The organism is Leptolyngbya sp. FACHB-261 (assembly GCF_014696065.1).
Taxonomy (GTDB): Bacteria; Cyanobacteriota; Cyanobacteriia; order FACHB-261; family FACHB-261; genus FACHB-261.
Genome location: NZ_JACJPL010000031.1, coordinates 522836 through 536404 on the forward strand (window position 1 = coordinate 522836; position 13569 = coordinate 536404).

Annotated in this window: 11 protein-coding genes and 1 tRNA gene; 3 read left to right on the forward strand and 9 right to left on the reverse strand. The window is 53.2% G+C overall.

Annotation, left to right across the window (positions count from 1 at the left end; translation table 11 throughout):
• Window positions 1-255: 255 nt before the first annotated feature.
• From uraH to gshA, 9 genes are all read right to left on the reverse strand, one after another.
• Window positions 256-615, reverse strand: a complete 360-nt coding sequence (gene uraH / locus H6F94_RS27510) for a hydroxyisourate hydrolase (protein WP_190805454.1) — start codon at window positions 613-615, stop codon at window positions 256-258.
• 94 nt (window positions 616-709) lie between these two features.
• Window positions 710-1879 (reverse strand): FAD-dependent urate hydroxylase HpxO, encoded by a 1170-nt coding sequence (gene hpxO, locus H6F94_RS27515; RefSeq protein ID WP_190805455.1) that lies wholly within the window; start codon window positions 1877-1879, stop codon window positions 710-712.
• Window positions 1880-1915: 36 nt separating this feature from the next.
• Complete coding sequence (locus tag H6F94_RS27520) at window positions 1916-2323, reverse strand: allophanate hydrolase-related protein (protein WP_190805456.1); 408 nt, start codon at window positions 2321-2323, stop codon at window positions 1916-1918.
• A 26-nt stretch (window positions 2324-2349) separates the two neighbouring features.
• A complete protein-coding gene (gene puuE, locus H6F94_RS27525; protein WP_190805457.1) occupies window positions 2350-3291 on the reverse strand; it encodes an allantoinase PuuE in 942 nt (313 codons plus the stop codon).
• Window positions 3292-3774: 483 nt separating this feature from the next.
• The gene (gene tilS, locus H6F94_RS27530) at window positions 3775-4740 is read right to left on the reverse strand and encodes a tRNA lysidine(34) synthetase TilS (protein ID WP_190805458.1); all 966 of its coding nucleotides are present in this window, start codon (window positions 4738-4740) and stop codon (window positions 3775-3777) included.
• A 42-nt stretch (window positions 4741-4782) separates the two neighbouring features.
• Window positions 4783-4855, reverse strand: a tRNA-Met gene (locus H6F94_RS27535).
• An 87-nt stretch (window positions 4856-4942) separates the two neighbouring features.
• Entirely contained in the window at window positions 4943-7222 is a 2280-nt protein-coding gene (locus H6F94_RS27540) for a peptidoglycan DD-metalloendopeptidase family protein (RefSeq protein WP_190805459.1), read from the reverse strand.
• A 730-nt stretch (window positions 7223-7952) separates the two neighbouring features.
• Window positions 7953-8411, reverse strand: a complete 459-nt coding sequence (locus H6F94_RS27545; RefSeq protein WP_190805460.1) for a tRNA (cytidine(34)-2'-O)-methyltransferase — start codon at window positions 8409-8411, stop codon at window positions 7953-7955.
• Window positions 8412-8546: 135 nt separating this feature from the next.
• Window positions 8547-9686: a glutamate--cysteine ligase gene (gshA, locus tag H6F94_RS27550; protein ID WP_190805461.1), complete on the reverse strand. Its 1140-nt coding sequence runs from the start codon at window positions 9684-9686 to the stop codon at window positions 8547-8549.
• A 122-nt stretch (window positions 9687-9808) separates the two neighbouring features.
• Here gshA and glgA point away from each other — a divergent pair, with 122 nt between their 5' ends.
• From glgA to H6F94_RS27565, 3 genes are all read left to right on the forward strand, one after another.
• Window positions 9809-11224, forward strand: coding sequence for a glycogen synthase GlgA (gene glgA / locus H6F94_RS27555; protein WP_190805462.1), 1416 nt, complete (start codon window positions 9809-9811; stop codon window positions 11222-11224).
• A gap of 65 nt (window positions 11225-11289) precedes the next feature.
• Entirely contained in the window at window positions 11290-12405 is a 1116-nt protein-coding gene (locus H6F94_RS27560) for a sensor histidine kinase (protein WP_190805463.1), read from the forward strand.
• The gene (locus tag H6F94_RS27565) at window positions 12392-13522 is read left to right on the forward strand and encodes a response regulator (protein WP_190805464.1); all 1131 of its coding nucleotides are present in this window, start codon (window positions 12392-12394) and stop codon (window positions 13520-13522) included. The genes H6F94_RS27560 and H6F94_RS27565 overlap by 14 nt, the downstream gene beginning before the upstream one ends.
• The last annotated feature ends 47 nt before the right edge of the window (window positions 13523-13569 follow it).

The window sequence follows — 13569 nt, forward strand, 5'->3', positions numbered from 1 at the left end:
GCTGCTCCCCGACAGTTTCCTCAAGTTTTCCATTATTTGCGCTATCCCGATAGACTTACCGGATTTTAGCGCTTTGAGGTGTCTTCGACAACCTAGCTGCTGCCAAACTACGTACTTACCAGAGGAACTTTCTCTGACAATGCTGCCGAGCAAAGGTTGACGCCCGAAGTCTTATTCAGGCCGAGTAACATCTGCCTTAAGATAGTTTTCGTCTGTAAACTTTGACATGAGTAAGCTCTAGACAGCACTAGCAGCTTAGCTGCCTCGGTAAGTGCTGTAGGCCCAGGGGGAGGTTAGCAGTGGCACATGGTAGTGAGCATTAGCGTCAGCGATGCCAAAACGAATCGGTACAAGGTCGAGGAATGGGGGAGCTGGGCTATTGATTGGCTGTTGGGCAAAATAATCACCTACAGCGAAGACTAGTTCGTAAACACCCACTTTCAACTCCTCCTCAATCAGAGGGCTAGCAGTGCGCCCATCGCTGTTTGTAGAGGTTGTACTCAGCAAAGTTCTCTGATTGGCTAAACGGTCGACAGCCCACAGTTCTATCACCATGCCAGCAGCTGGGCGTCCTTGCGCTGTGTCTAAGACATGCGTTGTGAGTTTCCCTGCCATAGTTTTTGCTGTAGCCTTTTGAAGTTCTTTGTGCGTATTCTTTAGGCCGACTCTTCGCACCTACTTCTATCGCGATAGTTCTAGCGCAATAGTTCTATCGCAATGGGCCGCCCAGAATCGTTTTGGCGATGGCCTGAGTTACCTCAATAGGGCTCTCTTGCCTGAGCTGTTCGTACCATTGCTGCGTCACTTCTGGTTCCTTTCCGTGGATCATTTCTGCGCGTCTACGGGCTTTGAGGACAATGGCATTGGCCCGCTCTTTGCGCTCGGCCTCGTAACGCTCTAGGGCATCTTCAACTCCTAGGTTTGTGCTTAGCAAATAGCGGGTCAGCACCTCGGCATCCTCCATTGCCTGACAACCGCCTTGTCCTAGGTCTGGAGCTGTAGCATGGCCAGAATCGCCGAGAAGTGCAACCCGACCGCGAACCAGGCGATCGAGTGGGCCTAAGTCATGGATCTCCAGCCGGTTAGTTTGGGTCGGCTCTAGTTGCTGAATCAGCATTTGCACCGGGCTAGGCCAGCCTGCAAAAAAATCAGCCAATTCGGTATGGATCTGCTCAGGCTGAGACCGAGTACCAACGGGCAGCGGCACATCAAAAAAGAAGTAGAATCGGTCGCCCCCGACAGGCATCAGGGAAGCCCGTTTGTGTTCCCCCACATAGACGACCCAGGTATTTCGGGGAATCAAAGTGTTGGTTGCCTGGACCAGGCCATTCCAGTTTACATAGCCAACATAACTGGGTTGAATTGGCTGAGTTTGCTGGCCCAGAACGTAGGGTCGAAGCGTGGAGTGAATGCCATCAGCAGCAATTAGAAGATCACCGGTTGCTTGATGCCCATCGGCAAAAATAGCAGTGACACTTTCGCCTCGATCTTCAACACCAACACACTTGCAATCGAGTTTTACTGTCCCTGGAAATGCTCTTAAAAGCATTTGTTGTAAATCGGCGCGGGCAACTGGATAGGGGCGTTGTCCTACTGCCGTGATTAAGGGTTGCAGATCGATGTCGTTGAGCAGCTCATCCCTGTGGCCGCGGTACTGCATCCGATCCATTTGCCCACCAATTTGAGCGATCTGATCGCCCAGACCTAACTTATTGAGGATTTTGACTCCATTCGACCAAAGTGAAATCCCTGCCCCTGCAGGTCGGAGTTCTTTGACTTTGTCGTAAATCTCTACCTCATAGCCTGCTTGCTGTAGAGCAATGCCTGCGGTTAAACCGCCAATGCCTGCCCCAATAATCACCGCCTTCAGGTTATACAAGTTCCCCTCTTTGGTGAAGTGCTCAAATTCTACCGATCACGATTGAGTGACAGCTGCCTTATAAGCAGCCCAACCGCCGTAGTGGGAAATATCAGGCCAGTCATGCTGTTTGACTAACTCCTGAGGGTAAAGAATGGCAGTTAGGACTTCACCATCTTCAAGAGTCACATCACCCGGGTACATATTGGGTGGCTCGGTCGCCAACAAGTGCTCATACTGATCCAGGCTTAGCTCATACACTTCGCCAGGAATGGCAATACCACCTTCCACAACTTCATAAATTGCTGGATGCCAACCATCCGCCGCAGCATGTAAACGATAACGAGGGCTAGTTTTCGCCGCTCTAATGAACTTGGCAGTCTGCAAGTTATTGTGGTCTGGCTGACCGCGTAAGGCAGAACCACAAATAAATACTCGTTTTGCGCTTGCATCAGCTTGCGTCATATTGGCTTGCGTCCTGTTGATCTGGATTATTGAATTTCTAGCTCTTTCGCAACTGGGTTTCGGAACGGCTGATGATGCTCATGCCAATGCCGAGCAATATCAACTCGACGGCAGAGCAAAACCCGCTCATGTTGCTGCACATAGTCCAAAAAACGGGCTAAAGAAGCTGCTCGTCCTGGTCGTCCAACCAACCGGCAGTGTAGTCCGATGCTCATCATTTTGGCGGTCGTTTCTCCTTCGGCATAGAGAATATCAAAAGCATCGCGCAGATAGGTAAAAAATTGATCGCCAGAGTTAAAACCCTGAGCACTTACAAACCGCATATCGTTATTGTCTAGAGTGTAGGGAATCACGAGATGGGGTTTGCCATAGTCATAGACCCAATAGGGCAAATCATCTGCGTAGCTGTCAGCGTCATAAAGGAACCCTCCTTCTTCAACCACTAATCGACGCGTATTGGCGCTGATGCGACCGGTATACCAGCCAAGGGGACGCTGGCCTGTCATCTGTGTATGGATAGCAATTGCGCGGCGTAGGTGTTCGCGCTCAGTTTCCTCACCGATGTACTGATAGTCAATCCAGCGATAGCCGTGGCTGGCAATTTCCCAATTGGCTTCGAGCATAGCTGCGACAGCTTCAGGATTACGCTCTAGTGCCATCGCCACCCCATATACAGTGACAGGAATTCCCCGTTGGGTAAACAGTCGATATAGGCGCCAAAACCCCGCCCGGCTGCCATATTCGTAGATCGACTCCGTGTTCAGATTTCGTACACCAGGGAGTGGCACAGCCCCAACCGTTTCCGACAAAAAGGATTCGGAGGTGGGGTCTCCATGCAGAATACAGTTCTCGCCACCCTCTTCGTAATTGATCACAAATTGCACTGCGAGGCGGGCTTGATTGGGCCAGCAAGGATCGGGTGGAATTTGGCCATAACCAACCAGGTCTCGCGGATATTGCTCTGGCATTGTTGCAGTTTCTGGTTAACAGTTCAAAACCGAATTTTAAGGGCTACCTACCTCACTTACTGATCACCTATTTCTCTAGGGCCACGAAGAAGCAAAAGAAGCATACGTGACTATTTTTAGCGCTTTAGCATTCACAAACGCCTCATTGAAGTTGAGGAGAAGGACCTGCTTCTGTATTGACGGATACTCCCTGCTTTGGAAAGGGTTTTATACCAATTCTCTCAATGAGAGCTACTGTTCAAAACCTCACTGCCTCCTAACCTCCCCTTGGCAAGGGGAGGTTAGGAGGGGTCAATGGGTAGCGATTAAAAGGTGAGTTGATTTTATGAGGCACCCGACACAGAAAATCGGCATAAAAAACTGGCACAGAAAAAGCTTCTCTGAGGGCGATTAGAAAATGCTTGGGTAGCTTGCCTCGAATGAATGCTCTAGCTGATGGACTGATTGAATCGAGCTAAACGCTGAGCTGCAATTGCTAGACAATTACACCAACCAAATCCAGGGATGCTCGACAACTGCTCGCTGCCCACCAGGGAATGGATCAGTGCTACTTCGATTGGGACTGCTCAATAGAGCCAAGCACTTTTCAATATGTTCAAAATCCGGTGATCTACGGCTGTGGGATTTGAGAAATTGGCGAATTGCTCGACGTTGCAGAGCTAAGGGAGCTGCCTGCAAAGTAGTTCGATTGAGTCCAGCTCGCTCTGGATGCTCGGCCTTGGCTAACCACTCCGCAGCCAATGCCTCCAGACATTGCACATCAGCTTGAAGCAGCTCGGCAGTTTGGGCCAAGTGCCGTTCAACCTGTGGGTTTAAGTGCTGTTTGAGGTAGGGCAGCAGATCTTGCCGAATGCGGGGACGACGGTAAGCGCGGTCGAGGTTGTTAATGTCCTGCCAGACCTGCAGACTATGTGCTTGACAGAACTCTCCAGTCTCACTCCGGGAGATTCCCAACAGAGGACGTACCAGTTCTACTCTCGCGCAAAGCGGACGTCGCCAGCCTAAAGATTGCAAACCATCTGCACCACTGCCGCGCACTAGGTTGTGTAGCAAGGTCTCAGCCCGGTCGCTCTGCGTGTGCCCCGTTAGAACAGCACTGCTGCCAGCCTCTTGAGCCATTTCCCCTAACATCTGGTAGCGCCAGGCTCTCGCTTGGGCCTCGCCTCGAGGTGACAGCGAAGCTGAGCGTAAATAAAACGGCACACCCCAGTCTTGAGCCAGGTTGTGCACTTGCTCAGCAGCGCCCTGGTCTCCTGGCCAACCGTGATCACAATGGGCAACGGCTAATCGCCAATCCCAAGCAGGTTGAAGGTCTAAGAGCAGCCGCAGTAGACACAGGGAATCCTGCCCACCCGACACAGCAACCAGCAGCGATTGACCTCTCAGCAGCAATCGTCGTGCTTCCAGGGTGTGCTGAAGCCGTTGATGCAATGGAGAATAGTTCTCCACAGGCTGGTAAGCGTTAGAGAGTACAAGTTACAGTCTTAAAAATGGCTCAGGCGGGATTTGAACCTGCGACCTTGGGCTTATGAGTCCCCTGCTCTAACCACTGAGCTACTGAGCCATGAGCATCGCTCACCGATAAATTAACCTATCACAGATAATGCTTGAGGAGAAGCAAATTTTTTCACTTCTCCTCAACAATACCCGTTCAAGGCAGGTAAGAGCGCGGATTAACCGCTCTGCCACCGCCGGGGCGCACCTCGAAGTGCAAGTGAGGACCGGTGCTAAAGCCAGTACTACCCATTGCCCCGATGTGCTCACCCTGGTTCACCTGTTGGCCAACTTGAACCAAGATGCGGCTGAGGTGAGCATAGCGGGTTACAGTGCCGTTCTCGTGTCGGATGTCGATCTTGTAGCCGTAGCCCCCTGAGTCCCAACCGGCAACGATGATTTCACCACTGGCAGCGGCCATGATTGGCGTTCCTACAGGGGCTGCGATGTCGATACCGGCATGCAGGCGTCCCCAGCGCTGGCCGTAGCCAGAGGTTAAAACCCCACGAGATGGCCAAATGAACCCTTCTGCTGAGATAGCCGCATTAGTGGCTGTGGCAGCGGGCTCGCTCGGCAGGTAGGCATGGGCTTCTAAGGCAGGCAGACTGGGAGCTGTTGACTGAGCTTGGCGACGAGTGACTACAGATTGAGCTGATTGACGAGCACGGGTCTCAGCTGCAGCCTGACGGGCACGCGCTGCTGCTTCCAGACGGGCCTGACGCTCAGTGGCTCGAACCTGAGCCTGCAGCTGTTCGACTTCCCCTTCCAGGGATTGCAAGGCTTCAGGAGCTGGCGCTGGGTCAGCTACGGTTTCGGCTAACACAGGGCTGCTGGGGCCCGCTGCTGACGCTGTTGCCAGAGTTAGGCTTGGAGCTGCTGCAGTGACGGGGCGAGGCTGTGCAATAGCTGGCGCTACAGGAGCCGTTGCAGGAGCTGCTTCCGGTGCTGGCGCGGCCGCCAAGGCAACCGGGTTCGCAGCCTGAGCTGATACTGAGGGAGTAAAGGCTACCTCAGATTCTGAACGACGAGACTCAGCAACAGTTGGCCTAGAGGCTGTCACGTTAGGCGCCTTAGGCACCGCTGCCGGAGCTACTTCCGGTGCTGGCGCAGCCGCCAGGGTCACCTGACTATCGGTTACTGACGGAGAAATAGATCCACCGACGCTGGCACGAGGCTCTGCCGCCACAGTGGGTCTGCTAACGGTGAATTTTGGGGCGACTGGTGCCGTAGCACTGGCAGGCGTGGGAGCAGGGGGTTCAGCCAGAGTCTCAATCGCTCTTGCTTGTGCCTGGCCGGACCGATTAACTAGATCGTTCCAGACAATAGCGCGAGAAGTATCTACTTGAGGTGCCGCAGCCCTGGCTTGGGGTTCCAAATGAGTGGGGGCAACACTACGAGAAACCTGAGTATTCAAGCTCAGTGGGGCACTAGACGCTTGTCCAGCAGTAGGACGAACTGGAATTTTCAGGATTTGATTCAGTTGTAGACGGCTAGGGTTGCTGAGGCGGTTCGTTTCAACCAGCACCTGTTGAGAAACACCATGACGTTGGGCAATTACCTCAACAGTGTCGCCCTGCCGTACCTGATAAGTGGTCAACTTAGGCTGAGCCGGAGTTTTAGGCTTGGCCGCAGCTTTGGGCTGAGCTGGGGCTACGGGACGGACACCACTAGCATGCAACTCGGAGAGCCGCTGTTGAAGACGAGCCCGCTCTGCTTCTAACCGACGACGAGCGGCTTCCTCACGAATCTTCAGCAGGTCTGACACATCGCCTGGAATCACCAGTTCTTGACCGATGGCAAGGCGGTTGGCATCTGCCAGCTCGCTATAACGGCTGATGTCCTTCTGAGCAACCTTGTAGAACTGAGCAATGCTCTCCAAGGTTTCGCCTGAATGCACCTGGTGCAGCAAACCGTTAACTGGCGGAATGGCCAGAATTTGTCCCGGCTTGAGTTCGGTGTTGGCGCTAATGCCGTTGGAAACCGTGATGGCTGCGGCATCAACTTGGTAAATCTGGGTCAACTGCCAGAGGGTTTGGCCGGGCTCTACTGTGTGCAGCGTTACGCCTTTGACGTCGTCCAGTTCACCCGCTTCAAGGGCCTTCGCCGCTGCCTCGTACTTGGCTGCTGAGTTCTGGCTGAGCACATCGCCTAAAGTGCGACTTGAGAAAGGGATGGGATCAACCTTCCCTTCCCGCTGCTTTTGCTGATTGATCAGCAGGCCAGCGGCACCGACAGAAACGGCTAAACCTAAAACTGCAACTGATTGACGTAGGCCACGCGTAGGCTCAGGGAGAAGCTGGCGAAGTCGTCGGGCGACTCCATCCACGTCTTGAGCAGAACTAGCACTTGCCACGGCACTCTCCATCACACCCGGAAGAAGTAGGTCTCCGGTCGGCTGTTCGACCGACTTAACCCTCTGCGGAAACGTCCGTTTCAAAAACGACCTCCTATTGACCAGTTGACCAGTGTTGAACCGTCCGTAGTATCTGTCTCTACTAGTCACTGATTCACATCAACCGTAAGACTGATCGAAATCACCGACCTCAGACAGATACTTGGGTAAGAGTACCCTGCTTCTCCCGTTCACACAAGTTGGCTTGTTATCACAACCAAAAAAATGAATAACAGATTTTTGGGGAACAGGAAGAAATTTGTGTCCTAGGATGCAGCCACCAACCAGGGCAAAGGATCCATATTCAGTCCGTCGGCCACAACTTGTAACGCTGAATACAACCCCTGATTATTAGCCGCTGAATCTAGCCTGATCCTAGGAAGCATGGCAACCGTAGTCGTTTTTTCTCACTGAATTCTCACAACTTGGTCTGGATTCTGGTCTCTAATTGGCAAAACCTATGGGGCCTATATCATCAACTTTTCAGTCCTTTAATCCTTGTCAAACCCTTGATGAGCAAGGATTACAGAGCCACTGCCTTTATTTTATTGGCGACTGATAGGCAGCACCAACGAAAGCTCCCGAGCAGCAGCCAGCTAATTGCCAGGATGGTCTTTCCTCACTCGAAAACATAACGCTTAAAGATTTGGAAATGTAATGAGAGTGATTGAGCCAATGGATCTAGGCCGCCACGGTAACCAAATTGACAGTTTGAGGATTGAGTGCAAGACCCCTATTTCTCCCAAAGCAGAAAAGACAGCTCAATACTGTGTCCTCAAAGCCCTAATTGTCGCCGAGCTTCGAATAGCCCCACAGCAACACTTACCGATAAATTTAGGCTGCGTACACCCGGTTCTGCCATAGGAATGTACACCGTGTCATGGCTAGTTAGAACTCCATCAGGAAGCCCCTCAGTTTCACTGCCGAATAGCAAACAATCGCCACTCTGAAACTTATATTCGGTGTAAGCCTGCTGCCCCCGGACACTAAAGCAGACCCAGCGTGCCGAGCCTGGGATGGTCGGGCAGGCTTGCTTGAGTTCATCTAGGGAGGGATGAATCCTCACGTTGACATAGGGCCAGTAGTCCAGCCCAGCACGCTTGAGATAGCGATCGCTCAGCTCAAAGCCCAGTGGTTCAACGAGATGTAAGGGTGTACGAGTAGCAGCACAAGTGCGAGCAATATTGCCAGTATTCTGAGGGATTAGAGGGTGCACGAGCACGACTTGCAGCATCTGTCAACCGCGTAGATCATAGACAGCCAAAATTGATTTGATCTTTTAATCAATCGCTAATGCGCAGGCGTATAGATTTTCTTAATCATTCTCAGATTCTGTTTGAAAAAGTTTTATCGCAAGCCAGAGAGGCTTTTAAGCAACTTGCTCCAAGCCCAGCGATCGCTCCAGCTCTGTTTCTAGCGCGGCTAGATCCTCAATGCTCTGGACCACAATATCCGTCACACTGGCCCCCTGCTTTAGATGAGACAGCCAGCGCTGGGCTTCATTGCCCTCCCGCAGCAGCGTTTTTAAGGGCAGGAGAAAACAGCTAAAGCCCTGCTGACGAGCAAGCGGTAGGCCAGAGCTATACAAAGCCTCGATCCAATCGCGAGCTCGAATTGAGCTGCCCGTTTGCCAATGAATCAGCTCTGCATCCAGACTATCGCGGGCGGCAGCGGCTTCGTTCTGGTTAGCAATTTCTGCCAGCTGGTCGAGAGACAGGGGACTGGCATGCAAGGGGTCTAGATTCACTGGATCCTGCATCAGGGAAATCAGACGAGTCTCTAAGAGAGCGGTAATCGCCAACAGCGCTAGTGGGTCACTGACCAAATCACAGATACGCAACTCTAGACGATTGAGGTTGTGGGGGCGGTTGGAGCCATTGGGACGCACGCTAGACCAGAGGTGGCGCACATTCTGCATCGTTCCCAGGCGTAACTGCTCTTCAGTCCAGGCAATGAAATGGGCATGGCTTTCCCACAAGGGGATAATTTCGGGGGTACGGGGAAACACTTGCCAGCGCGAGGAGTGCGAACCCGTTGCCTTGCCTTCCAGGAAGGGCGAGGAGGCACTGAGGGCCAGATACAGAGCCGCTTCCATGCGGATTAGGCGACAAGCCCGCATCAACAACTCAGGATCAGGAATGCCGACATTGATATGAATACTGGCAGTCACCACTCGTGTGCCATAAGTGCGCTCAATGTAGCTGTGGTAGTGGTTTCCAGGATCAGAGCGCACAAAGTGGTTTTGGCCAACTAGCGGTAGGGTACTACCGGGTAAGAGGGTGTAATTGCCCAAGTTGTGCAAGTAGGTGCGTAGACGGCGGCGCGGTTGTAGCAGTGCGTAGATGAGCGGCTCATAACGCGTGAAGGGAGCCGTGGTGTATTCAACGTTGCGACTATCAGGTTCGCGCACAAAACCGCTCAGAGCGGCCACAATCCGATCGGAGAGCCCCACAACTTCGCCGGTTGGGGTGCTTGTATACATTTCAACCTCGAAACCTTTGGATAGCACCCCGTTTTCCCCTTGCTGAAACGATTTACTTCCAAATTGTATCGACAGTAGAGGTTGGGCCAGAGTCCCCAAAGCTGGCAGTATGGTACGCAGTACGCTGTGATTGCGCCCGAAGGACAAGCATGAGGATTTTATTTGCCGCTGCTGAGGCTGCGCCAATTGCCAAGGTAGGTGGGATGGCTGACGTAGTGGGGTCGTTGCCGTCAGTGCTACGTGCAATGGGACATGACGTGCGCATCATCATGCCCTACTACGGGTTTTTGCCGGACAAGGTTCAAATCCCGAAACAGAGCGTTTGGCAAGGCAGCGCGATGTTTCAGAATTTCGATGTTTTTGAAACCAAGCTACCTGGCACTGAAGTCCCTCTCTATCTGGTAGGACATCCCTCATTTACGCCTCGGCGCATCTACTACGGTGAAGACGAGGACTGGCGTTTCACCCTATTCGCCAATGCCGCTGCTGAGTTTGCCTGGAATTATTGGAAGCCTGAAATTATCCATTGCCACGACTGGCATACGGGAATGATTCCCGTGTGGATGCATCAATCTCCTGATATCCGAACGATCTTTACCATTCACAATTTGGCCTACCAGGGTCCCTGGCGCTGGCGCTTGGAGCAGATGACCTGGGTGCCCTGGTACATGCAGGGGCACAACACGATGGCCGCTGCAATTCGCTATGCCGACCGGGTCAATACTGTGTCCCCCACCTATGCGCAGCAAATCTGCACGGCCAGTTATGGAGAAGGCTTAGAGGGCTTACTGGCGTCCTTGGGGCCAAGCTTGGCTGGAATTCTCAACGGCATTGACGTCAAAGCGTTTAATCCGACGACCGATCGCTATATCGCCAACACCTTCGACGCTAATAGCCTAGACAAACGCCCTCCTAACAAAATTGAACTGCAAGAAGAAATTGGTCTGGAGGTGAACTCTGGCGCCTTTCTAGTGGGCATGGTCACTCGTTTGGTAGAGCAAAAGGGGTTAGACCTGGTGATCCAGGTGCTCGACCGCTTCTTGGCTTACACCGACGCTCAATTCATTGTGCTGGGCAACGGCGATCGCTATTACGAAACTCAGCTTTGGCAGATGGCATCCCGTTATCCCGGCCGGATGTCAGCCCAGATTCTTTACAACAATGCTCTAGCTCAACGCATTTACGCAGGCACCGATGCCTTCTTGATGCCGTCTCGCTTTGAGCCCTGTGGCCTCAGTCAAATGATCGCTTTGCGCTACGGCTCGGTGCCGATTGTGCGTCGTACGGGCGGTCTGGTTGACACCGTGTTCCACCACGATCCGGCCAATCATGCAGGCAATGGCTATAGCTTCGACCGTTACGAACCCCTGGACCTCTACACTTGCATGGTCCGAGCCTGGGAAGGCTTCCGCTACAAGCCGGAATGGCGAGCCCTGCAACAGCGAGGCATGCAGGCTGACTTTAGCTGGGATACTTCGGCGTCGCAGTATGTCCAGCTCTATCGAGAGACTATAGGCTTACCTGTAGAAGACGCGGTTGCTGAGCTGGCGACCCAGAGCCCCTGAAGCTCTGGCGGGGAATCTACTAGACTCAAGATCGCACCGATCAGCTGTAAGCGGGGGCAGGTTTGATGGATTATGAGCGCAGGCTGTTGAACTGCCTGCCGGTGGGCGTCATCCTGACTGATGCCCAAGGAACAATCTGCTGCTGCAATGAAGTGCTGGCCTCACTAATGGGCCTCAGCGTTGACCAGATCGAAGGGCAGTCTCTCTTCACTTGGTGGCCTGAGCTAGCAGACCTCACCGGCACCCGTCCTAGCCTGCCCTACCGCCGCAGTGATGATTGGCTGAGTTTTAGGGTGCGAGTGCAGGATTGGGACGCGAGTCATCAATCCTCTGATTCAGCCTCACCGTCGTTAGCTCAACTGCTGAGGGTGTGGACCTTTCAAGCGGAGGCCTCGCGGGAGCTAGAGCAGACCCAGGCAGATTTCATTGCCACCGTTAGCCACGAGCTGCGTACTCCTCTAACCAGCATCAAGGGGTTTGTGGATACACTGCTCAACTCCCGTTCGCAGCTTGGGGAGGTGCAACTCGATCGCTTTCTGCGCATCATTAAATCCCAAGCCAATCGCTTGACCTATCTGGTGGAAGATATTCTTACAGTTTCACGCATTCAATCAGGACGCCTTAAAAATATCCCTCAGCGTTTAAGGCTAACGGAAGTGGCTGAGCGTGTACTCGACAAACTGATCGGTCGTTATGATGTGCGACGAGTCTGCTTAGATCTGCCTGCTGGCTTGCCAGCAGTTTGGGCAGACCCGGACCGTCTGGAGCAGATCTTCACTCATCTGATTGACAACGCTCTGAAGTACTCCGAAGAAGGTACCCCTGTTAAGGTGCGGGGTCAACTAGATCCAGAGGATGAGGAGCAGATTCGCATTAGTGTCAGCGACCAAGGAATTGGCATTGCCCCGGAGCACCTGGAGCAGTTGTTCCATCGATTCAATCGGGTTGACAGCCCATTGACACGGCAGCGGGAGGGAACAGGGCTAGGCCTATACATCACCAAAGCACTGGTGGAAAGCCTGGGCGGCGCGATTCAGGTGACCAGCTGCCTCAGCCAGGGCAGTACATTTACTGTTTGCTTGCCTGCGGCTCAGGTTGTTCCTCAGGCCGATCTGCTAACTGACGAGCAAGGCAGCGAAGCCTTGCCTCGTTCACCGGGTGGGGTGAGTGCACGCTCCTGATCCGGCAGGGGGCAGGAGTACCTCCTCAGACCATGCTGTAAACGATGGGACAGGAGCCAGACTGGAGCTGACCAGTGGTTCCACAGATCCAGTTGCAGCGGCGGCTCCAACCACTGCCCAAACTGACGATCTAGAAACTTGGGTACAAGCTAAATTGGCCCAGCCCGAACCCTGGGCTTTGCTTTACTGCGACCTTCAGTATTTCAGCCTCTACGAGCAGCTCTATGGGGTTGTGGCTGGTAAGCAAATGCTGCGCACTTGGTCGGCAATCATTGAGCAACAGGCTGCCGCAGCCCCTACCGGTTGTTTGCCTCTGGGTGGCGATGAGTTTCTGGTATTCACGCCGTTAGCCACTGGAGTCAGCACCGCCAGCGCCATTGCGGCGTCCTGGCAGTCAGTAAGTTTGCAGTTTTACACGCAGCAAGATCGGCGGCGCTCATTTCTAATTGCCACAGACCGGCGGGGTATCAGTGGCCGGTTCCCGCTGGTGCAGGTCAACATCGGGGTGGTGTTAGGCCCTCTAAGTGCGGCTAGCACGACTGCCACGCTGTTTTCGACGGCCATCAAAGCAAATCTTTTAGCCCGTCAGCAGAACAATCGGCAACATATTGCAGTCCTACCCACACAAGCCGAGCCAGAACTGCCTGTGCTTGCGCCTGAATCTACGCGAACTGAAGCCATGCGAACTCCTCGCATTTTAGTAGTAGAACCAGACGCGGCTCTAGCGTTTCTGCTACAAACCACTTTGGAAATGCGGGGCTACTGGGTCACTGTTACCAGTTCAGCTCGGGAGGCTCTGTCACTCTGCCGTCAACCTCAGCAAGTTCCTGATCTAGTAATTATTGATTTGTTTGAGCCAGGGCAGGTTCAAGGTCTAGAGCTGTGTCAACTGTTCAGCAGTAACCCCGAGTTTGAGAATATCTGTCGGGTTGCGACCGTCAGTGATGCTGATCGAGAGGACGTGCTCAATGCTGGGGCTGATCTATTTGTGCCCAAGCCATTTGAAATTCATGATCTTCTGCATTGGATTGACCGGTTAGTGCAGCTCAAGGCCCAAGTTGTCGATTTACCAGGAATTTGGCCATCCTCGCATTTGGCTCATCCCATTGGTCATTAGATCCCCAGGGGTCCTCAGAGCCTAAGGGGGCAAGGGGACTGGCGAAC